At 53.0% G+C, this 21,530-nt stretch carries 18 protein-coding genes and 1 pseudogene; 8 read left to right on the top strand and 11 right to left on the bottom strand.

Annotation, left to right across the window (positions count from 1 at the left end):
- The first annotated feature begins 2 nt into the window (after positions 1-2).
- Both SG26_RS21270 and SG26_RS21265 read left to right on the top strand, forming a co-directional pair.
- Positions 3-3,368: an Eco57I restriction-modification methylase domain-containing protein gene (locus SG26_RS21270; protein WP_154020816.1), complete on the top strand. Its 3,366-nt coding sequence runs from the start codon at positions 3-5 to the stop codon at positions 3,366-3,368.
- Entirely contained in the window at positions 3,368-4,732 is a 1,365-nt protein-coding gene (locus SG26_RS21265) for a hypothetical protein (RefSeq protein ID WP_154020815.1), read from the top strand. The genes SG26_RS21270 and SG26_RS21265 overlap by 1 nt, the downstream gene beginning before the upstream one ends.
- A 113-nt stretch (positions 4,733-4,845) precedes the next feature.
- On the opposite strand, the gene SG26_RS18925 is transcribed toward SG26_RS21265, so the two are convergent.
- Complete coding sequence (locus tag SG26_RS18925; protein ID WP_154020814.1) at positions 4,846-5,376, bottom strand: hypothetical protein; 531 nt, start codon at positions 5,374-5,376, stop codon at positions 4,846-4,848.
- Positions 5,377-6,004: 628 nt separating this feature from the next.
- Positions 6,005-6,250 carry a hypothetical protein gene (locus SG26_RS18920; protein WP_050038492.1) on the bottom strand — a complete coding sequence of 82 codons (246 nt, stop codon included), beginning with the start codon at positions 6,248-6,250 and terminating at the stop codon, positions 6,005-6,007.
- Between the two features lie 780 nt (positions 6,251-7,030).
- Here SG26_RS18920 and SG26_RS22045 point away from each other — a divergent pair.
- From SG26_RS22045 to SG26_RS21260, 3 genes are all read left to right on the top strand, one after another.
- The gene (locus SG26_RS22045) at positions 7,031-7,168 is read left to right on the top strand and encodes a hypothetical protein (RefSeq protein ID WP_228841626.1); all 138 of its coding nucleotides are present in this window, start codon (positions 7,031-7,033) and stop codon (positions 7,166-7,168) included.
- Between the two features lie 204 nt (positions 7,169-7,372).
- Positions 7,373-7,780, top strand: a complete 408-nt coding sequence (locus SG26_RS18910; RefSeq protein WP_154020813.1) for a hypothetical protein — start codon at positions 7,373-7,375, stop codon at positions 7,778-7,780.
- Between the two features lie 224 nt (positions 7,781-8,004).
- Positions 8,005-8,526 carry a hypothetical protein gene (locus tag SG26_RS21260; protein WP_154020812.1) on the top strand — a complete coding sequence of 174 codons (522 nt, stop codon included), beginning with the start codon at positions 8,005-8,007 and terminating at the stop codon, positions 8,524-8,526.
- 3 nt (positions 8,527-8,529) lie between these two features.
- Here SG26_RS21260 and SG26_RS18900 read toward each other — a convergent pair whose 3' ends face one another.
- Positions 8,530-8,934, bottom strand: a complete 405-nt coding sequence (locus SG26_RS18900; RefSeq protein ID WP_050038488.1) for a hypothetical protein — start codon at positions 8,932-8,934, stop codon at positions 8,530-8,532.
- Between the two features lie 256 nt (positions 8,935-9,190).
- On the opposite strand from SG26_RS18900, the gene SG26_RS18895 reads away from it, so the two are divergent.
- Positions 9,191-9,385 (top strand): hypothetical protein, encoded by a 195-nt coding sequence (locus SG26_RS18895; RefSeq protein ID WP_154020811.1) that lies wholly within the window; start codon positions 9,191-9,193, stop codon positions 9,383-9,385.
- Positions 9,366-11,804, top strand: coding sequence for an AAA family ATPase (locus SG26_RS18890; protein ID WP_175055178.1), 2,439 nt, complete (start codon positions 9,366-9,368; stop codon positions 11,802-11,804). The genes SG26_RS18895 and SG26_RS18890 overlap by 20 nt, the downstream gene beginning before the upstream one ends.
- A gap of 198 nt (positions 11,805-12,002) precedes the next feature.
- Here the strand turns inward: SG26_RS18890 and SG26_RS18885 are convergent, their stop codons facing one another.
- The 7 genes from SG26_RS18885 to SG26_RS18855 all read right to left on the bottom strand — a co-directional run bounded on the left by SG26_RS18885 (position 12,003) and on the right by SG26_RS18855 (position 19,647).
- A complete protein-coding gene (locus SG26_RS18885; RefSeq protein ID WP_050038485.1) occupies positions 12,003-13,256 on the bottom strand; it encodes a phage integrase SAM-like domain-containing protein in 1,254 nt (417 codons plus the stop codon).
- The gene (locus SG26_RS18880; protein WP_050038484.1) at positions 13,253-13,711 is read right to left on the bottom strand and encodes a hypothetical protein; all 459 of its coding nucleotides are present in this window, start codon (positions 13,709-13,711) and stop codon (positions 13,253-13,255) included. Before SG26_RS18880 ends, SG26_RS18885 begins: the two co-directional genes overlap by 4 nt.
- Positions 13,712-13,714: 3 nt before the next feature.
- The gene (locus SG26_RS18875) at positions 13,715-14,254 is read right to left on the bottom strand and encodes a hypothetical protein (protein WP_050038483.1); all 540 of its coding nucleotides are present in this window, start codon (positions 14,252-14,254) and stop codon (positions 13,715-13,717) included.
- A 538-nt stretch (positions 14,255-14,792) separates the two neighbouring features.
- Positions 14,793-16,469, bottom strand: coding sequence for a transposase (locus SG26_RS18870; RefSeq protein ID WP_050038482.1), 1,677 nt, complete (start codon positions 16,467-16,469; stop codon positions 14,793-14,795).
- 165 nt (positions 16,470-16,634) lie between these two features.
- Positions 16,635-17,366, bottom strand: a complete 732-nt coding sequence (locus tag SG26_RS18865) for a hypothetical protein (RefSeq protein WP_050038481.1) — start codon at positions 17,364-17,366, stop codon at positions 16,635-16,637.
- Positions 17,367-17,536: 170 nt separating this feature from the next.
- Positions 17,537-18,190, bottom strand: coding sequence for a TrkA family potassium uptake protein (locus tag SG26_RS18860; protein WP_014030786.1), 654 nt, complete (start codon positions 18,188-18,190; stop codon positions 17,537-17,539).
- A 2-nt stretch (positions 18,191-18,192) separates the two neighbouring features.
- Entirely contained in the window at positions 18,193-19,647 is a 1,455-nt protein-coding gene (locus SG26_RS18855) for an APC family permease (RefSeq protein WP_050038480.1), read from the bottom strand.
- A gap of 211 nt (positions 19,648-19,858) precedes the next feature.
- Here SG26_RS18855 and SG26_RS18850 point away from each other — a divergent pair.
- A pseudogene (locus SG26_RS18850) lies at positions 19,859-20,506 on the top strand (potassium channel family protein).
- 319 nt (positions 20,507-20,825) lie between these two features.
- Here the strand turns inward: SG26_RS18850 and SG26_RS20855 are convergent.
- Positions 20,826-21,461, bottom strand: coding sequence for an IS6-like element ISH15 family transposase (locus SG26_RS20855; protein WP_079980867.1), 636 nt, complete (start codon positions 21,459-21,461; stop codon positions 20,826-20,828).
- Positions 21,462-21,530: the final 69 nt, after the last annotated feature.

Raw genomic sequence — 21,530 nt, 5'->3', positions numbered from 1 at the left:
TCGTGGTTACGCAACAGATCTCCGCTGCGGATGTTCGCTCTTGGAATTCTCTCAGTGCTATTGCAGACTCACTCATCGGCCGCGGGCTCGAAAAATGCGAACAATCAGACGACGAGATCGAACTGGTATTTAAGACTGGATCCTCGGTATTGCTGACGACCGTACCGGAGGGTGAATCACCCGAAGTCGCGTTATCATTAGATCAATTCACAGACCGACACGAGCTCGTGATTGCAGTGGCTCGAGACTGGACGCAATTTGATTTATACGCCCGACATCCAACTGAGACCGGGCTTGGAAAGCCACTAATGGTTCATTTTGGCTTTAATAGAGCAGACATCAAACCAGAGACGAGTGAAGTACGCAGAGTAGTAGAACGTTTGAATCAAATCGATGGTTATGATTCGAGCTCGCTGCCAACTCTCTTTGATGATGAGGCGCTTATTGAAAGGGTTACGACCCGCTATGAGGAGATGGTGAAAACCGTCGTGGAGGCCATTCAAGCAGACCCAGATGTCGATTCTGAAGCTCGGCAGCGATACGCGCAGCGTCTGGTTAATCGATTCTTATACCTCTATCTTCTACAAGAAGCAGAGGTGTTGCCTGACTCATTTTTAGAAAAGCAACAAGGGCAGGCGAGTTTGAAGGGAACACATGCCTACGAGGAAATCTACGCGCCGCTCTTCGCAGGGGAGCCGTCCAATGATGTGGCGAGAGACCTAGATCCGTATCTACAAAGTTTCTTGTTCGAGAAAACGCAGGCCGAAGCAGACAATCGGGTTGCTCCGCCTTCTTCAGAGTCCAATGCCAACGAGTTACTATGGAATATTGTTGGGCTGCTACGAGACTTTGATTGGGAACTTGGCGGGCCGTATGATATTCAGCATACGACAAAAGTGACGCCACGGGTGATAGGGCATGCGCTGGAACGTTATATTAATAAGCAGCATACAGCAGCGTATCATACACCAGACCAACTTCAAGATTCTCTGGTCACACGAACGATAAGGAAATCACTACTACATGACCTAAATGAAGAGTTTGATGCTGACTTTGAGTCACTAAGCGCGGTGTTTGGGACAGACACAAGTACATCCTCAGGGGAGCCAAGGTTAGACGCAATAGATTGTCTTTGGAACGAGGTGCTCCCAAATTTTCGGGTGGTCGATCCTGCGGTTGGGAGCGGCTCGTTCATAAGTAAGGCGCAAGAATTTCTTGCAGACATTTACACAGAGTGCCTGGAGCATCTAAATACTGATCAGAGAAATCTGCTTGAAAATACGCCATTAATAGAGCATTCAGATTCGGATAGTTCCCAGACCCGGCTTCTAGCAGCACAACACAATTTGTACGGAGTAGATCTGAATCCGGAAGCGATCGAGTTGACACGGTTTCGCCTTCTCCTTTCGGCGTTCGAGAATCCACGTGGCGGCCGAATTGAGATGCTGCAAGCACTCGAATATCATACGGAACGTAATTTCTTCACTGGCAACAGTCTGATCGGGATTAGTCAACGACCCCATCCGAATACTGTCAAGGGTCAACAATCACTCGAAGATTTCGAACAGATTACCAATAATTATCGGAATCTGATTCAGGAATATCGCCAATCGTCACGAGACGATATTTCAGATCTAAAGGAAAATATTTTTGAACAGACTGAATCACTGAGTCGCCAACTCACATTGACTCAGTTTGAAGGGTTAGAGAGTCTTGAAGGAAGAGTCACAGCGGACTCTCAAGTTGAGCATACCATTGGTGAACTTTCACCATTTCATTGGATAGTTGAGTTCCCCAATATCATGCTTGATGGTGGGTTTGATGCCGTCATCACCAATCCGCCTTGGAACACTCTGAAAGGCCAGAAACGAAAATCGTCATCGAAGAGTGGCCCCAGCGAACGTCGCGCTAACTACGAAGAACATGAATCATCGAACGGTGAGCTTTTCGAAATTCAGTGTGCGTACCTAACTGAGCACTATCAGACCGCAGCTCACGCAGATCCAAATCTGAGCGAACTGTTCGTCGAACGTGCAATGGAGATTGCTGCTCCACAGGCGATGGTCTCTATCTTAGCGCCAGGGGTCCTGTTCCAAGGGTCTAAGCATGAAATACTCCGGCGAAAAATACTGGAAGAGACCAGTCTCTATCGGATTCTGGGCTTCGAAAATCATGGAATCTTCGAAGATTTTGACCGTCGATACGAGTTTGGTATTCTCGAATTCCAAAATACTGGGCCAACAAATGAGCTACACGCTCAGTTCCGCCAAACATCACTGGATGCACTTAGCAGGACCGACACGGAACTTCCAGTTCTTACCCGAAGTCTTCTCGATTCGTATTCACGCTCTATTCTTGCCTTCCCTCCCGTTGAAAATGAAGACGATGTAAGAGCGCTTGAGACGCTTGTAGACCACAATCATTTGGATGATAAAGATGGCTGGCAGATCGCGCCCACGCGAGGCATCCATCAAACTCGCCAAGCAAATACCCTCTTTGATGAGCCAGGCGACTACCCAATCTACCGTGGCCGAAATATCTACCAGTACACGCATGACTCCACCTATTATGATGTTGCTCCGCCGAGCTACTGGGGCCTTGATGAATCTGCCGGCGACCAAAGTGCCAAACACGTCATCCGGGAGCGTGAACTGCGGAATCTAACAGGAAACCGCCCAATTGAAATTGATGACCATGGCCTACACTTCGAGAACGGTGAAACAATACCGCGTTCTGAAGTTCCGATGCCTTATGATGAGTACCGAATTGCATACCGTGACATCGCTGGACCATCTAACGAACGCGCCGTTATTGCAACTGTCATTCCTCCGGATGTCCTCACGGTAAACACAATTCACACGATTCATCCATTCAGATGGAAAACTACCGATCCAGCAAACACCACACATACACCGGATAATCTCTTCGAACAGCGCTACACCCCTCAAGAGATATTTTGCCTTCTTGGCATCCTCAATAGCACGCCATTCGACTATTTGATGCGATCGAAAATCAAGACACATCTATCAGACTATTTAGTAAAAGAATCACAGGCACCCCATCTCTCGCCAGTCAGTAACCTGGGTGAAACTATATGGACGCTCGCAGCGCGACTAACCTGTTACGGAGACTGCTTTAATCCACTTCAAAAAGAATTGAACGTCGACCCGATTCGAGACATCGAAAAACGGGCGGCAGCTCAAGCAGAGATAGATGCAGCGGTGTTTCTTGCATACGGGTTCGAAGATCGAGACGTTGTCTGGTCCATACTCGATTCTCTTCCTAGAGTTCGCTCTCCCCGAGTTCTCGATGAATCGTATTTTGAGCGTGTCGTCCGTGTATTCAGCCAGCAGCGGGGTGAGTTCTAATGGCAGACGACGAGCCGAGGTTATCAGAATATGTGACACGTGCAATTGAGTTACTACCATCAGACGACGAACCAGTAGTTAGTACGGGGACCGACGAATACGCCCTCCTTGTTCGACGAATCTGTGCACAAAAACGGTCCAACGGAAAGCCGACCGATCTCAAGGAAGGTCATATTGCTGGTCTTGTCGATCAAGCTCTTAGCCGCGCGCAAGGAGAGTCAGATGTCTTCACTGCTTTCGAGCGGGAGTTTGGTAAATTATCGAACGCTGGTGAGGAATCTCTATACAAAATATATTTCCCACTTAACATGCGGAGTGGGCGAAATGAGTCACCACCAGCGACAATCGAAGCTAACGAAACCACTATTCGAAAAATTGAGTCTGACGACTGGGAGAGTGTTATTGAAGACGCCCAAACGGCGGTAACCCAGCAAGCGGCCACCAAGGATGTTCCAGATCTTCTGCAAAATGATACAGAGACACAGCTATCTCAACGTGAGCATACGTTCTATCTCTTTGAGATAGAGTCGCGAGAGTCGACAGTGGCTTACTCATCACTCCAAGCAGATCTTGATATTATACTCGGAAAACTCAATTTCACAGCCTTTGATTGGGTGCTAGAGGAAACTTCGATGGATGGATTACGATCTGCTGATCGCACCCGTCAAAATGTCATCAATCGCCCAAAAATATTTTTGATTTGTCAGGATGGCGAGTATGACTCATTTAGAACACCGAATAGAGAGCTAGAGAGAACTGGCTTCCGCCTCCCACGAGGTTTCAAAACCGATTTTGAACGAATTCGTCGGTTTCCACTAGCCGGTGATACTGGTCCCTGTAATAAAGAACTGAGTCGCGGGTTTCGAGCACTTCATGCTGGTCTGACAGCAGCTCACAATGAGAGTGCGTTCCTCTACTTCTGGCGTGGTCTTGAAGAGATTACATTCCACGACCGAGGTGACAGTTCAAAAAACGCTCTTGAACGGTGTCTCCCACTCGTACATAATTATCTCCCCATTGCAATCTTACAATATGTCATCAAGGACTTAGCTGAGAAGCGAAACGATATCGTGCATAGCGGGATTGAGTCACCTGTTTATGAGCGAGATGTACTTCTACTTCGGCAAATGTTGTATCGATCCCTTGATGAACTCCTTGACCTCCAAAAGGAATATACCAGACCTGAGATACGTGGAGTACTGAATCACGGTCTCGATAATGGCGATAGCTTACAACAAAGCCGAGAAGATTATCAAGAGAATATCGATCAATCGAAAGGATCACTGGAGGAACTAAATGGTGCCCAGCGGTGGCGTAAGGACCGAGCGTCATTCACTGATGTTGAACAATTGAAACAGTTCTAACCGGAACATCTTATGCCATTGTTTAGCCTCTGATATGAGTTCTCTCTAGTTACAGTTGCACGCTAAGGTCCTTGCGAGATCCATCATACCCGACTGCTAAAATGAGGGGACTACTATACAGGCGGAAGGTTATGCCATGCGTTATGGAATTCCTCAAGCCTATCGTTGATATCCTTCATATCCTGTCTATCGCTATCTTCGGGATTATCTAATATCCGTACAAGTCGTTGGTTGTCGACCCTCTCTGGGTCGTTGAACGCAGTTTGATTCCTAGGAAGCAGCGAATTGATGTCGTCGTCTGAAAATACGAAATAATCCGCCTCTGAGTAGTCATCTAGAAGAGTGACGCAGACGAGGTGATCAAGTTTCTCTGGCTTGATTCGATCAAACCTGTATACTCCACCGAAGTCAGAGTCACAAGTGGCTGCCTTTACTTCAACTCTATCTCCGCTCTTGAGAAGAATATCTACGTCATACTGGCCGGATTGCAAGGTTGGTAAATACCCCTGCTGAAGAAGTTGATCCATTACCAGCCATTCTCCAATAGTCGATGTAAACTCGGTTCTGGGGACCTTTATTGAATTTCTTTCTAGAAACGTGATTACACTCCGGAGTCGCTGGACTGCTTCCGCGTATTCACTCATAGTATCTTCCTGAGCCTCTGAATATATTAAATTGAACTGGAAAGTTGTACTGCAGTGCTGGTTGGTATCCAAATATCACAATCACTGTCGGTAGAAGTACCGCACAGTTGCGTATCCCGCAACTACTGAAGCTATTTCCTGTCCGCTAACGTCCCTTCCTTCGATTATCGCTATGCCAGTCCTCGATAGTCGGTCCCAAGATGACGCATCTCGTCCGCCCTCCTCTCATCAGATAGGCAGTTGGCGTCGGCGTCGAGTTCTCTCAGCTGGCACAGTCACTGTACTATCGGCTCTCTCCGGCTGTCTCAATTTCATCAACCCGTCTGGGCAGGATGCATCCGCTGACCGAGAGACGGGCACGTCCTCGAATCGAAAGTCAAGGAGAGACGAGATAGCTAGCTCAGGAGATAATGGGGAAGGACCCCAGTCCGAGTCAGAGAGCGGTGGTGCATCTGAGTCACCAGACATACCTCCTGGAGGTGAAATAGTTGATGGACCCGTCGATAGTCCGGCAACGAATGAGCATCCCTGGATAGAGGATCCCGAGGATGATCTCCGGTTGGTCGACGTCACTGTACACATGGGCCCAGAGTGGATTCGTGATTACCTCCAGGTCGAGGACGACGTGTTAGCACTGACAGTAGCTGGCAATCAATTCACTGTCGAAGGAGATGCCCATATCGAGTGGGAGTGCGATACGTTCGGCCTGAAACACGTCTTCGTGAACGGCCGGGTGGGAGAGATCTATCTCGAACCCGTCGCGAACGATTCTTGCCGCACGAATGAGAACAAAGCTGGACGAGGTCCGTGGCTCGCTCCCTTCTCGGTCACAGGTCACTTCGACGGTGGACGTCCTGACGCGCTGGAGGTCCATCTCGAAGGACAATTCATACGAGGCGATGGTCCTCGTGGTGGTGCCTATACCCGCCAGGAATTCTGATTCAACAGGAGATCAGATGACCGGATCAAGGCTCAGATCCGCGCTGATTTATCCATCCAAACAGAGTGGAGAAGTCGGATAGGATCTGGCTTCTCCACGAAGTCATGGCAACCGAAGAAGAATCTCAGAACGAATCAGTTCGAGCGGACAGGCGGTCGACACTGAAGCGAACAGTATCTCGGCAGGCGATGCTCGGTAGCGGTGGAACCGCTGTCGACGAAAGCCCGGTCGAATCAACCCTCTCAGATCATGGAATCGAACTCGCACCGTCTCGGTCAAGCCGTATCGATATGCCTCGCTGCCGAGGCTTCGTCGATGAGAGACCAATTGAGAGTAGTAGCAACGTCACCGAGAGTGATCAGACGGCACTTTTCGCAGCGACAAGCCGTGATCAGCGTACGCTAGACGGACGCCTAGCGGCCATTCAGCCGCTTTTCGGCTCGTCCACTACGGACGGTGAAGGAGAATAGCCAGTATGAGGCCGTCGCTTATTCTCTTACTACGCGCTGCCGGAGTTACCCCACGTAGTCACCAGAATGCAATTCGTGGGGTAACCTGTTGCGGAGGAGTTCCTTTCGGGACCAGTCGGTGTCACTACCTCCACGAGAGAGGCCAATGAGGCCGCTGGTACCCACGCAGATTGCGCAAGCGCTGCCTCCAGAGAAACTTCTGGAGACCAACCAGCAAGGGCTGATCCGAGGTGGAATCGCTTGTATGCACGATATCCCAACTGTCCAGCAGTACGTGGCTTACGAGAATCAGCATGGAAGACGACGCTGGGTTCTCAGAATGCTCGCAAAGCGAGCAGCGGCGCTACGTGAGTTGGAAATAGAGGTAGAGACTGAAGACTGAGACTGTAGGCAGACTGATATTCGTCCCCGACGAATCTGAGTCATACAACGGAGGACTTCAATGGCAGCTCAACCAGGAACTGGCAGTGGTCGCGACTTCGTCACAGTCTTCAAGACCGGCTCAGTCGATCGAGGCGAGTATCCCGAACTCGCAGATCTACTGCTCGAGGGGCGGACTCAGCTTTCCGCGGAAACGAGCTATCTAATGAAATTCGGAGACGAGTCACACCGCAGTCTCACACCTTTCGACGTTGCCTCGCTCCACGATGTCCCAGCCTACCCGTTACCACAGACTGCACTGGATTCCCTGCCTGCTCACGTTCGGGCAGAACTCGAACAGAACGGTGCCATCCAGATGGTCGCCTCGTACGACCCTGAGAACCACCGGTTCGAAGAAGTCGATCTCGCTTGGGATGACCAGGACTTCCTTGAACGAGTCACGGAACTGATCGCCGGGGAACTCTCGCTTCACGAGGCTGTCGACTGGGTCGTTGTCGAGGAAGCAGAGCGGTACACTGTCGCCCAGTGGGCCGAAATCCGAGATGTGACCGGAGATGCAGTTCGGTCGAATATCAACGCTGCTCGTGAGAAGTTTCTCACTGAGCCTGAGTAGCCTCAGAACCCAGGTATTGGGCAGTCAGCATGCAGTCCAGGGTTCGGTGTTTGGCTTCGTTTCTAACGTTTCTAATCTCATAACGGATTGGCCCACCCAGCGTTTCTAACGTTAATAATACTGCCACCGTTACTGCTGTTGTCGATATCGCCAGCTCTGAATTTTATCTCTCTGAAAAGCGTGGGGGAGCGAACGGTCGCACTCGTTCTTCCACTCCTCTCCACATGGCAGTCACAGACTCATCCTCAATCCAAGAAGACGAACAGGGGCCGATAGCTGATGGCCGCGAGCGGCGGGCTCGCGAAGAGAACATGGACGTAGCACTGCTTCGCCAGGGTGGCCTCTATGAGGTCCAGTCCGAATCAGGCGCGAGCTACGAGGTAGACCTTCTGGACAGACAATGCAACTGTCCCGATGGGGAAAACCCGTCTTCTCCGAGCCCCTGCAAGCACGTCAGGCGAGTCGAGTTAGAATTAGAGGCCGGTCATATTCCGCGTCCAGATGGACGCCTACCGCAGCGAAGTGATGTTGGACGGTCTGAACCAGTATCCAGGGGATCCGAGATGCGGTTCAAATCACATCTCCTCTCGAAAATCCAGCGCAGAGAGGAGGAACTAGCACATCTGGATGCAGAGGTACAGGCTCTCCAGTTCGTGTACGATGTCATCGAAGAGATCTCAGAAGGAGATGACTTCGATCTCAAAAACGCGTTGTCCGAGGAATACGGACCAGCGAGTCAACTGTAGCTCTTACTCGGAGATCTCCTCGTCGTCCAGTTCTTCGTTGGCGAACTCGATCAGTTTCTGCAGTCGGTCGTTGAACTCGTCCTCGAACTCAGTGTGGAGCGAGTCATCGTACATTCGAAGAGTTCGACCCAATCCGATAGCGGCGAGCCAGTCACGGAACTGGTTACTGTTCATTTCCTCGACGGATATACTCAGCGCATCTGTGTTCGAACCTGCTGCCCAAAGTTGGAGAAGGTCGAGGTCGTTGACCATCGCGAGTCGGGCGAAGTCTGCAAAGGCAGCACTCACCTCTCGAGATAACTGCGTGTACGAGACTGAATCACGGTCGAGTTCTCGTTCTCCGTTCAGTAGCTCATTGACGTACGAAAGCGAACGCAGTGAGAGGAAGCCATCTCTATCTACTGCCATCGGTGGATCGCTCTCTGATTCGGCGATCTCGGATAGTGCCTGTCCACAAGATCCACAGTAATGGTGAACCGCTTTGACCCGGCTTCCGCAGTTCGGGCAGTAGGGCATACCGTGAGCTACGAGTCATAGACACAGAGCCTTTGCCAGTGGAACAGTTTCATCTTGGTCTTGTCCATTAGCCGGGAGGAGATTATTTGCTTACCGATCAATGTCTTCGTTAGTGGATTTTAAGTACCAACTGGTCGTCGCCGAAACCATGGTTGAAGGTGGCAGGAATCTGGAGAGTGAGATTTTGGAATCATTCTTTGAGAAGCTATCTAACGACGATTCCATTCCAGAGGAGCTCGTTGAAGAGCTGAAACGACTCGAACGGAGAGGGGAACTGAGCGAAGCTACCGAAGTAATCGACAGTGCGAAGGAGGTGATGAATAGTGCACATTCGGGAGATTGAGATCGAAAACGTCCGCGGGATAACTCACTGGGAAGAAAAATTTGGGGATGAGAACGTTCGAATCTTGGGTCCGAATGGGTCCGGGAAGAGTTCAGTAATCCAATCAGTCGAGTTTATTCTCACTGGAGATATCTCAAGGCTTCGAGGAAGCGGAACACAGGACATTCCATTTCCCGAGTACGCCTCACATATGGAAGCAGAACCAGATGAAGCCTGGGTTAAGGCAACGTTCGCTCAGGAAGGGGAACAAGACGTGACGGTGAAGCGGTTGGTATCCGAGCCAGATAATCCAGAGGTCGTCCAACCACCAAGCCTAAACCAGATTCCAGAGTGGTTGGAGGACCAAATGGCAGCTGCGGCACTTGGACACTCTATTCTCGACCGAGATCGGTTGTTACGCTTCGTGACCGCCCCGGAGGGGAAACGCGGTGACCGAATCGACGAGCTGTTTGGGCTCGAAGATGTCGACGAGAAACGAAAATCGGTGAAGCACGCCGAGCGAAAGCACCGAAAAGAAGAAAATAAAACCCTCAAACAAGAGAAAAGCCAAGCAGATCAGCGGTTTTTCGATTTATTTGATAAGGGGGTCTCGACGCGATCAGGAGCGCTGGAGCGGGTGAACGAGTTGAGGGAAGAACACGGTGCCGAGAAACTCGAATCGCTCGATGAAGAGTTCACCGAGGGAATTGATTTAGACGTCGAGATATCTGTCGATCCACTTCAGAGTGAGGCTACTGTTTCGCTTCTCGAACAGATTGAGGACCAATTCAATGGGCCACGAAAGCAGTTCCGAAGCAAATACGCCCAGTTACAAGAACTGACCTCAGAGTTACAAGCAGCAGAGGATCTCGAGCGGGAGTTAGAAACCCTGGAATTGGTGGATAACGGTCTTTCAGTGTTCGATCATTACGATGATCAATGCCCTCTCTGTTTGACTGATTGGGATGACGAGCGTCTTCTTGAGCGTCTCGAAGAACGGAGAGAACAGGCTACTGACCTAAAAGAGCAAAAGGAGAACTTAGAGTCACTCTATGATGGCGTGAACGAACTGATCGTTGGATATACCGATAGCTTGGGGAGTCTTAGAAGCGAGCTACAAGAGGAATATCCCGAAGTCGCTGCCAAGATATCCGATGAAATTGAGGGGGCACAGTCATGGAAATCGCAACTCAACAAAGGACCACTAACCGATCCGAGTGTGGAGAGCGACGTTCACGATGCAGTCTTCACAGATGGTCTCGAAGCGGAGATTCAACGATTACAGAATGTCGCAGAGGAGAAGCCCGAATTGAAGTCAACAACCAAGAATGTGGACCTATTGGCAAGAGCCGACGATCGATATGAGGATCTCGTTGGCAGAGAAAGAGAACTGAAAGAAGCAGAACGAGTTCAGGAGGTCCTCGGGAACATCAAACAGCATTTCCTAGATGCCAGGAGCCGGGTTCTGACGGACGCATTCGGTGACATTCGTGAAAAGTTCGAGAAGTACTACGAAGAAATGCACCAGGACGATGAAGCGGAAGACTTCTCGGCTATTCTCGAACCGACAGACACCGGCGTCAAGTTCGAGCCCGAGTTCTATGATCAGGGCCACCACCATCCCAGTGCAGTCCATAGCGAAGGACATCGGGACAGCATGGGATTGGCGCTGTTCTTAGCAATGTCAGATGTTGGCGGCGAGGCAATTGACATTCTGTTACTCGACGACGTGATGATGTCGATAGACTCCGGTCATCGATCGAACATCGCTAATCTCCTCGCTGGGGACGTGTCCGACCGCTACCAGATTCTACTGACTACTCACGACAAGACCTGGGACCGCCACCTACATCTCACAAACGAGTTCGACAAACAGGTTCGTTTCTCTAAATGTTCTCTCGAAGGTGGACCCCTCCCCGTGGAGAGTATTTCCGAGCCGTGGGAGAGAATCGAATATTTCATCGAGCGCGACGATGTGACGTCGGCAGCGGCTTGGATCCGGAAGACAGTCGAGTGGTACTCGCGACGCGCTTGTGCTGCTTTGAAAGCCGATGTTCCATACCACAAACTGGAAGATGAGTCACTCCAGATTGGGAGACTCTTCACGACCGCAATCGCTCAGTACCAGTCACTCCTGGAAACGGGCACTGTCGTCGAACAGACGGATTATCCGCAATCATTGTACAACCAGGAACAAATTGATAATGATATCGAGGCCCTCGAGGAACTCAAGCAGGATTTGGAGCGACATCTGAATTTGCTTCATCGGAATGTACACCACAACGACGCTGAGGCGGCGTTCTATACTGGGGAGGAGTTGAAGAGCGAACGCGACGTGTTCAGGCGTGCATATGACTTACTGTACTGTGACGACTGTGGGTCTTGGGTGAAAAATGGAGATTACGTTTACTGTGACTGTACGATTCGGGTAGATCCTTAGTTGCCGAAGCTCTTCATTTCTCAGTCTCTGCGTCTCGCGTGAGGATTTCGTCACCAATATCGCGGATCTGGATGTGCCCTAGTGCTTCTCGATGTCTTAGATCCCAAGTCCGAATCCCTCCACTTGGTTGTACGATAGAGCCATTAGTTCACACCCTCCAGTCCAAACAGGACCGCACGACCCGCATCAACTACCTCATCACTCAGTACGGAGCCGACTTCCGAGGTGATCGACTTCTTCCAGAGCTTCCGTAGCAACGTCACCTAGTTCTCCGGCTTCAATGTGGGAATAGCGTTCACGAACCATCTCTTCGGAGTTATCGAGATACCGGGCAGCGACTGTATACCCGAACGCGCGAACTAGAACCTCACCCATCCCGCGCCGGCCGCCGTGAGGGGCGAGATAGTCGTGCTTCGGATGGTCAATGTCGATCTCTGCGGCCTCTGAGAGTCGCTGAAGAATCGACCGTGCGCCGTCTGTCGTGATTGACGGCGGGCGAATACTCTCAGCAAGTGCCAGCAGTAGGTCACGAGCGTACTCCTCACGGCGTTCAGTAATTGCTTCCGGGCGTTCCCCTCGGTCGGCGAATTCATTCTGGACGAGCCCTGCGAGCGTCCGTTGGTCAAACGTCGGAAACACCGGCCAGCGCTCCGTCGATGGATCCATCAGCTGACGGTAGCTCCGCAGTGGCGAGATCACCGGGTCAGGGAGACTCGCGGCGTCCCACTGCTGTTTCTTCCGGTAGACGTCCATACTCCCGTCGTCGAGGGAGAGATCCTCCCAGCGGACACCGCGCCGGCGTGGGTCGTTCGGGTCCCGGAGGAGTTCCCCAACACGGACGGCGGTGTACGCGAGGACGAACACCAGCGCCCGGTCGCGTGCCGCCTTCAGAGCTGTGTAGCGCGCTCGCTGCTTGTCGAGGGGGTCAGTATCCACCGGGAGTGTCGTGTACGCCTCGATGGCGTTGCGAGCCTGCTCGTCGACGTGACGGGTGAGTGCGTGGCGCTGTTCGGACGTCCAGGCCTGCTGGTCGCCGGGCTTACGACCGTCGTCCTCGGGCAACGGCGCCATCGCACTCGCCCGTTGTGCGTAGTGTGCTTCGAGATACCCCTCGTTGACACACCAGCCGCACCACGCAGAGATATAGCGATAATAGGTTTGTACCGTGTTCTGCTTGAGTCCGCGATCCCCACTGAGATGCCGGGCGTACTCCCGGAAGACACGTTCGTCGAGGTCCTCAAAGGTGGGGTCGTCGTCGACGTCGTCGGAGACGATCCCGGTCCAGTCGTCGTCGCCGCGGTCGCCGGCGGCCCACTCAGCAAACCGCTCCAGCTCACGCGCTGCGTTCCGTCGATAGTTCCCGCCGTCGCCACCACGACCCTTCCCCTTGTCCTGGAGATACCGTTCGAAGGAGTTCGCGAGCGACCGATCGGCGCGTTCTCGTGATGTCATGAGTCCTCGTTCGCGTACTGATACTTCGGACGGACATCCTCGAGGAGCGATTCGACGATCTCCCAGAGGATCAGCGACGGGGTCTCGTGTTCGAACGTGATTCCCCAGCGATCCTCCGCATCGGCAGCTGAGTACTGGAAATGCGTTCGTCCGAGATCTGGATGGTCTTCGTCCTGGTGCCAGCCAGCGTGAAATCCCGTGTTCGGGTCGGTGTAGTTGATACGGAACCAATCGTGTGGCTCCTGTCGATACCACTTGATAGACAGTTCCGGCGACTCAGGCCCTGTCGAAGGGTCGAGACGGGCTGGATCAAACCGTGCCCGCAGCTGTTTGGCCTCGATATCATCAGGAACGAACTCGACCGTCGTGATCTGTGGCAAACGGTCGAGGACATCCCGCTTCAGCTGGGCGTAGAGGTTTGCGTTCGGGTCGCCACCGGGATGCGGGACCGACATCCGTCAGCTACTGGCCTCGGCAGGCTCGTTCGTTGGAGTGAGAAAGTCCCATTCGCGGATGGCGAAGCCGACGATGTCGATGCGCCGCTGGAGGTGTTCCCACTCGCGGGCGATCTCACGGCGACGGTCTTCTTCGTCGGCGTCGAGACCCTCCTCGGCGAGCGTTCCGCGAAGCTGGTTCGGTGACTCGACGTCGAATTCGTCCTCCCAGTCGCGGATCTGCGCCTTCATATCGGCGACACGGTCCGTGAGCTCCTCGACAGTGTGCCCGCTGTCTCGAAGCCGCATCGCCTCCTGCATCGCTTGGCGTCGGTAATCCGGGTAGTACGTCGTGTGAGCACCGCTGTCGTCACAATGGAGGATACCGTCGTCGACGAGCCGTTCGAGGACGCGCTTGGTCGGCTCGTGTGACCAGCCCGCTTCGGAGGCGATCCAGTTGGCCGTCCGCGGCTCCGACAGCTGTCGGGCGGCCATCCGCACGCGGTCTTCGCCCGTGGTCTGGCGCTCCATCAGACCCTTGGAATTCGATTCGTCTTCGGTCATACGTTACCGTTCACGCCCTATCTCCATATAGATTGAGGTCATTCGTCCTATATCGAACTGCGGTATTCCGCTAGTTCTTCGACGCCGCTGAGTGGAACTACAGCAAACCCGCAGCCCGGTCTCGGCGGCTCTACCCTGGGGGAAGCGCCGTTCTGAGCCGATTGCAGCATTCGTTCTTACCGGACGGCGGCGGGGTACTTCAAACTGGTCATGATTATTGGAGTAATCAAAAACAACTGGAGATTCTCTCTATGTCCCCTATTTCAGCGTCTGAAGACTCCTATATGGGGAAATTCAGTATATAGCCACTTCATAAACTGCATACCACTATACGATTTCTGTGCCTTTGGAAGTTGAGACTACAGGGGGTTTAGCGGGGCTATGATGCGTGGTTTCGGCTGGTTCAGTGATCGGGAACTGGCTCAGACTGCTCTCCAAACACCCGATCTTGTTGCACTACCAATCATATACGCGAATATCGGAGACTTCCGACAGCGTTGCCACTCAGGCACCGCGCTATTACGGGTGGAGAACCTCACTATCCGATTCCGGTTTCTTTCTTCAAAAGCGTCAGCGTGTTGTCGGCTGTCACAATTGGCGAGTGTTCGTACTCACCGGTCAATTCGACCTGCACGAGTAAATCGACCGCACGCCAAATCGAGTATAGCAGACACGCGAATGCGAAGTAGAAGAACCGCAACCCGAAATTCTTCGATGTCGTGGCAGCCATGAAACGTTTGATCGATTTGTAGCCACTCTCGATTTCCCACCGGTAGCCATACTCGGTGAGGAAGCCACTACCGCGATTGGACATGAACACCGAGTACTGCCGGTGATCATCATATTTAGAGTCCTCCTTCCGTCGGTAGATCAGCGTTGTCTCGTGCCACTCGTTCTTCCCGAGATGGAGCTTGCGGTCGGTCTCGTATCGGTCTTGACCCCGCTGGAGCAATCGCTTGGCTTGGGCTTTCTCGCTCGTCTGCATCCGTTTCGGGACGACATACGACAGTCCACGCTGGCTAAGCATCTCTAGAATGTGCTGGCTGTCGAACTCCCGATCCATCAACACGTTATCGACGTGGACCAGTTCCTCGGCAGAGTTGAGCAAGTCTTCGACGATTTCCTTACGAGCCTCATCCTTCCGAACTGGTCTCGCATCCAGTACGATTGGGACAGCGTTCCCGACCAGCTGGACTGTCGCCCACTGATAGGCGTACTCATGGGTCTTTTCTTCTGTCCCAATAATCTCGTCTTCATGCCCGGTTCTGTCGCCTGTGAACGGGTCTGCTTCAGTAATATCGATAGCGACGATCCCTGCTCGGAAGAACTCCCCCGTCTCCGCTGCTTCTTCCAACAATCGATTCACAGCCTTCCGGTACATCTCTCGGACCTGTTCAATCGAGAGGTCACGAATCTGATCGCGATGGCCGTGTCCCAATGGCGTCCTATCCCGAGTCGATTCATAGACGAAACTGCGAGCACCTTCGTTAGCAGCCAGCCCCTCACGAAGTCCGAGATACGTTTGTAAGTCCCAATACGCGTTCTCGTGGATCTCACAGCCATCGCCACGATTCAGTGAGAATGCCGGGAAAACGACGTGACTGATGTGGTCCGTAATTGATTCCGCTTCGTCGAGGAGAGCTTTGTTATCTGGGTCTGATTCCTCTTGTTCATCACCGGAAAATGGAAGCTGACGTTCTGGCTCGCGTGGGACAGCAACGTCCGCGTCCTGAGCTTTGATGAGAATCGTCCGAGCGGCTGCCTCGACTGTTTCACGAAGTTCGGCGGTGAACCGATTATGCCAGCTGCGCCACAGCGTCGACTGATCCGGAACTGTTTCCATCCCCAGTTGTTCACGGAGTTCAGGGTGGTGGGTGAGGCACGTAACGAGTGCTGTCTCATGCGTCCAGCCGTGAATTTCTTTGAACAAGAACACGCGAAACAGGTTCGATATCTCATATTCGGTTGCTCCAGAATATCGGTCGTGTGGTCGAAACTGGAAATACGCTACTGGGTAGTGAGACACGAACTCGTCAACGGAGTGGTGTGCCTGGTGGTCGAACCATATGGAGGCAACGGTCCAGATGTCTTCTTTGAGACCAGCAAGGGAACTCCGGTCGTAGAGTGGCGTTGAATCATATGCTGGCCACTCAGCGTATGATTGAGATGCGATTCGTCGAAAGACACTACGTCGAGAGCTACAACTTACAACCACTACAAGTCCGTTTACTGCTTAGCGCGTATGATAGACTTACCAGTGACATAGTACAATTTCGTTCGATGCCTTCAGGTAACTGCTTGACGTCTTTTTAACAGCGCCAGGGTTTGCCAGGTTGACACACAAATTCGGTCCGCAGTGAGGATGCCCCATCAGAGGAATTCAGACACCCGAGCGGATTGTGAGTTGAGGTTTGGCTGTTTGTTCAGCAAGCGTTTTTTGAACAGACCCAAAGACTCGCTCTCGCACTGACGGTTCGGTCTCGCCGAGGACAACAAAGTCAAAGTCAGAAACACGCGAGAGGACTACATCAAGCCGTTTATCTTTCGTCGATTGTTCCCACTTGATTCGGTCGGGGTCGATACCGAGTTCCGCAAGTCGATCTGCGAGGCCGCGGAGCATATACTCTGTTGCATCATACAGACGTTCATTGTCGTTCGTCGCGGCGTGAAAGAGAAGGAGTTCCACATCACTATCGGCAAACAGGGCTCCAAGGGTAGTGACAATCCGATTGAGATCGGCATTCGGTTTCACCAGAACAAGTCCACGTCTCGTCTCCGACGGCGACGATGTTGTCCCCGGAAGGAGGATTGATTCACACTCGTACTTGTTCGCGGCCCCATCGATTGATTGGTCCTTATCATTTGTAAATACCAATCGAGTCTGCACCGTGGCACCCTCATCGGTAAAACGGAGTGCCACTGTCTCAAGTCGCTCCTGAGCTTCCTCTTCGAACTGATTACGGACTTGGCTGGGGGCCGATTGGTCCGGAATTGGCCAGTATCCCAGAAGGATAACCTCTGATGATTGCACTATCTGAGTGTCCATCTCAGACCGAGATGTTGAATCGGACACATCAATCGGAATCAAGACCCTGTTGAGCGATTCCGGCATAACGTACGAAGATACGCTCCCCAGCGCTTATTTGTGTTTTCCCTGTCACCTCAGTGAGTCCAGTGGCTACATCACGTGGGTAGTTGTGCAACAGGACAGGCCCGACCACGGTTCACAGGCAGTCGAGACGGATGCCACGAGGCTTGACTCCGAGGTGATTGATTAGCCGCCTAGCCGCGCATCAAATTCATGACCTCATCGACCACGTCAGGTTCGACAGCGACGACGTAGCTGCTCCCTGGTGTCAGGGTCGTGTCGGCACGAGCGATTTGCTCACCGTTCGCGTCGGACACGACGAGGGTTCCCTCGGGAAAGCGTACGTCCGAGAGCGCTTTCCCAGCGGCCGGAGCGCCGTCAGCAACGCGAATAAGCATGATATCGAGGGAGCCCGTGACGTCGGCAAGTGTTTGGACATCGCTACCCAAGATTTCGTTGGCCGCCACTCTCGAGCCGGCCCGTTCGGGAAAGACCACCGCGTCGACGAATCGGGTGTAGGCCTCACCGCCTGTGCGGTCAATACGCGCGACCGTCCGGATGTCGGGTGTCAACTCTGCGGCAGCTAAACAGACCGCGAGATTTAATCCTGTTTCACCCGTAAGCGCGGCAATTACGTCCGCTCGCTCAAGGCCTGCCTGTTCGATGATATCCGGATTTGTCGCGTCACCCTGGATAACAGTCGCTATCCATTTATCGGCGATATCCGAGACAATCCGGTCATCGCGTTCGATAATCGTCACGTCGTGACCGCGGTCAGCGAGTATCTCGGCTGTCTGGAAACCGACGCGTCCACCGCCAGCGATGATAATGTCGAGGTCACTAGTCATGGTTAGTCTTCAGCTTCAGGTGTTATTTCAGTGGCGGCAGCCGCCTGTTCGCGGTCCGATTGCCCTTTGACCCGTTTAAGCGCGAAATACACGAGGGCTCCGAGCAGAATCCACGCCATGCTGAGTGCCAACGCCAATGGATCTGTTCGGAGCAGGTACTCCACGAGCACCCCTGTTAGAAGCAGATTGAGCGCGATACCAATCAGTGGTGGTGCCGGGTAGAACGGCATCTCGTACGGCCGGTTCATGTTCGGGCGCTCCCTGCGGAGTCTGATGACGGCGACGTTGACGATAATGAACGACAGCAGGAAAAACAGGCTCGACATGTTGCCAGCACTTTGTGTCGGCAGTGCCACTGACCCGAGCATCACGACTGCGCTGGCGAGGATTGCGACGAACGGCGTCCCGTAGCGGTGGTGAATCTGGCCGATCGACGGGAGCAACTGTCCTTCACGTCCCATCGAGAACGCCACGCGTGACGACGCGATGACGACTGCGTTGAGGGCGGTGAGTGTCGAGAACACGGCCCCGAAAACAATGAGTGCACCACCGTTCTGGATAATCGGTAACCCGGTCGGCATGAACGATGTTGCTGCCGTTGCGATGCCGGCTTCGCCAGCGTCGGCGAGTCCCTCAGCCCCGAGCGTCCCGATGGCGACTGTCACAACGGCCAGATAGACGACAACCGTAACGGCGAGACTGATGAATATCGCCTTGGGGATGTTTTCACGCGGGTTCTGTACCTCCTCGGTGACGGTGGTGATGAGGTCGTATCCCTCGAAGGCGATGAAGGTTAGCCCCATCGCCGGCAGAACCGCGGCCGCCCCGCTGCTCTGTGGAAACAGCGGCTGGAATTCGGCCCCAGAGAACATCGGAGATGTGAGTCCGAACGCGACGAACACCACCAGAATGGAGACTTTGATGATGGTGAAAATCGTCTCGACACTGCCGCTGGCGGCCGTCGAGACGGCGTTGAGCGCCACCAAACCGAGTACCGCCACGAACGCCAGCAGGAAGGCCAGCGGGAGCGCCGCGTCGATGACTGGAACCGCGACAGCCCCCACTTGATCCGGTGGCGGGACCACACCGTAGACGTGCAGCAATTCGAGAAAGTTCGGTGCAAAACCCAGCGCATACAGCGCCCCCGCAATCATGTAGGCAAACCAGAGCATCCAGCCCATGATGAACGAGGCAAAGTCATCGAATATCTCTCGCACGAAGGCGTATCCACCGCCACTTTTCGGAATCGAGGCGGCAAGTTCCGCATATGAGAGTCCTGTGAACGCTGTGACGACGCCGTTCAACGCGAAGACCAGAATCGCTGCCGGACCCGCGATTTCGGCGGCCAACCCTGTCAACACGAAGATACCGGCCCCGATCATCGCTCCCATCCCAATCATCGTCGCGTCAAGTAACCCGAGTTCAGCCTCAGGTGATCGAGTCTGGCTCTTACTCATTGCGTCCTGTTTTTATTCGGCGTGCCATCAATCGTACGCTGTATGCACTTTGTTCAGACCATTTGAGTACCGGGGAGAGTTCTTCCATTGGAAGAACGGTGAGTGGATTTTTTAAAAGCTTATTATAGCTGTTCCCCGGTACAATAGTGGTATTCTCGACCCATTAGAACTGCCGGGGCATTGAAGATGACGCGTTTTAAACAATACTGCAATGACCCGAACAAAGCGATTCGTCATCGCCGGTGGCGGCCGTGTCGGGAAACAGGCCGCCGACAATCTCGCGGATCAGGGTCATGACGTACTGCTAATCGAATCCGACGAGGAGCGTGTTGAGACATTGTCCGGTGAGTACATCGGCCCCGTTATCCACGGCGAGCCACAGCCCGTCAATTCTTGAACAGGCCGACATAGCCGATGCGGACGCCATCGCCGCACTCACTGACCAACCGGGCACGAACCTCGCAATCTGTATGGAGGCCCAGCAGTACGCCCCGTCGATTCGGACCATCGCGAGAGCGGAGACGGGGACGGAGCAGGAGTACGACGAGGTGGTGGATGCGACGCTGCTACCCGAGTATCTTGGTGGCGACTATGCGGCAGATATACTGACCGGCGAGGATATCCGCATCCTCGTCTATCCGACCGCTGAGCTCGACATCCTCGAAGTGAGTGTCGCCCCATCGGCCCCCGTTGCGGGGTGCCGTCTCGATGAAATCGCTCTTCCGTCCGGAAGCCTGCTGATCTCGACGGCGGACCGGACCTCGCAGGAGCTGATACGGTGCTGGAACCTGATGAGCGCTATATTCTCGCTGTCGAAACCGACGTGGTCGATGCAGTGCTGAATCTCATGCGTGGCTAGCATTATAGAGATTAAGACAGAGTACAACCACGAGTGATTGGAATTCTATATATAACCGATAGGCGACCTCTGAGCGGTTCAGCCATCGCACAGCTTTCGACCAGGCTAGCGGAATATTTCTTCAGAGAACAGGTCGTATCGTAACCCAGCAAATATTCTACCTGCGGTACAAAAAGTACCGGCATGAACCCAGGGGTGGACGTCACAAGTCGGTTTCAGGGTCGAGGTACCTGAGATCCTCACGAGCCTATTAACGATTGTTTGGGAGTGGCCAGTGGCCCTGCCACGAGGACTCACATCCGCCATTGAGTCATCGTGTTCAGATAAGCTGATTCCATGCGAAGCTGAACGATCTGATCCAATCATCGGCTGTTTCCGCTTCGGCGTTGCTGAAACAGTTTGAGAAACAGACAGTACGTCGTTTTATTTCTCTGAAGACACGTTCAACAGCATTCCGATTTCCATGTTTTTCGTATCTGAAATCGAAGCCATGTCGTTGACATCCAGCTTGTAACGATCTGGAGCCATCGACGAGAAACACGGCGTCGTCGACGTCGTGTTTCTCAGAGAGTTCGGTGAGAAATGCATGGGCGAGAACCTTCGTTGTAGTTGGTCTAAGCTTCGTATGGAGCAATTTGTTCGTTTGTGGATCGACAGCGGCGTACAGCCAATATCTCTCACCGTTGAGTTGGATCACAGTTTCGTCAACCGCAATGTGATCCGGTGACTGTCCATCTTTGGGCTGTAAATCTGCTTTGTGAACCCAATTATAGACAGTTGATCGAGCGCGTTGGACACCGAATACCTCAAGAACTGAGACAGTATTCGAAAGTGATAGTCCAGCCAAATGCAATTGAATACTCAGCTTCATCAGCAGTCGCGGTGTCGCTTCTCGCTCCACAAAATCTAAGTCGATTTGGTCGATACTACCGCCGAGGCCGGCGTTTTTGGGCATAGACACTTCAAAACCGCCGTGCCTCACTCTTCAATCCTTATCTGAACACTACGCATTGAGTATACCCAA

This window comes from Haloarcula sp. CBA1115 (assembly GCF_000827835.1).
Taxonomy (GTDB): Archaea; Halobacteriota; Halobacteria; order Halobacteriales; family Haloarculaceae; genus Haloarcula; species Haloarcula hispanica.
This window is presented reverse-complemented; position numbering and strand designations above follow the sequence as displayed.

Coding starts and splice junctions, on each gene's coding strand:
- SG26_RS21265 (WP_154020815.1), top strand. CDS start 3,368: ATGGCAGACGACGAGCCGAGGTTATCAGAATATGTGACACGTGCAATT.
- SG26_RS18925 (WP_154020814.1), bottom strand. CDS start 5,376: ATGAGTGAATACGCGGAAGCAGTCCAGCGACTCCGGAGTGTAATCACG.
- SG26_RS18920 (WP_050038492.1), bottom strand. CDS start 6,250: ATGGACCTCCAGCGCGTCAGGACGTCCACCGTCGAAGTGACCTGTGAC.
- SG26_RS22045 (WP_228841626.1), top strand. CDS start 7,031: ATGCACGATATCCCAACTGTCCAGCAGTACGTGGCTTACGAGAATCAG.
- SG26_RS18910 (WP_154020813.1), top strand. CDS start 7,373: ATGAAATTCGGAGACGAGTCACACCGCAGTCTCACACCTTTCGACGTT.
- SG26_RS21260 (WP_154020812.1), top strand. CDS start 8,005: ATGGCAGTCACAGACTCATCCTCAATCCAAGAAGACGAACAGGGGCCG.
- SG26_RS18900 (WP_050038488.1), bottom strand. CDS start 8,934: ATGGCAGTAGATAGAGATGGCTTCCTCTCACTGCGTTCGCTTTCGTAC.
- SG26_RS18895 (WP_154020811.1), top strand. CDS start 9,191: ATGGTTGAAGGTGGCAGGAATCTGGAGAGTGAGATTTTGGAATCATTC.
- SG26_RS18885 (WP_050038485.1), bottom strand. CDS start 13,256: ATGACATCACGAGAACGCGCCGATCGGTCGCTCGCGAACTCCTTCGAA.
- SG26_RS18880 (WP_050038484.1), bottom strand. CDS start 13,711: ATGTCGGTCCCGCATCCCGGTGGCGACCCGAACGCAAACCTCTACGCC.
- SG26_RS18875 (WP_050038483.1), bottom strand. CDS start 14,254: ATGACCGAAGACGAATCGAATTCCAAGGGTCTGATGGAGCGCCAGACC.
- SG26_RS18865 (WP_050038481.1), bottom strand. CDS start 17,366: ATGCCGGAATCGCTCAACAGGGTCTTGATTCCGATTGATGTGTCCGAT.
- SG26_RS18860 (WP_014030786.1), bottom strand. CDS start 18,190: ATGACTAGTGACCTCGACATTATCATCGCTGGCGGTGGACGCGTCGGT.
- SG26_RS18855 (WP_050038480.1), bottom strand. CDS start 19,647: ATGAGTAAGAGCCAGACTCGATCACCTGAGGCTGAACTCGGGTTACTT.
- SG26_RS20855 (WP_079980867.1), bottom strand. CDS start 21,461: ATGCCCAAAAACGCCGGCCTCGGCGGTAGTATCGACCAAATCGACTTA.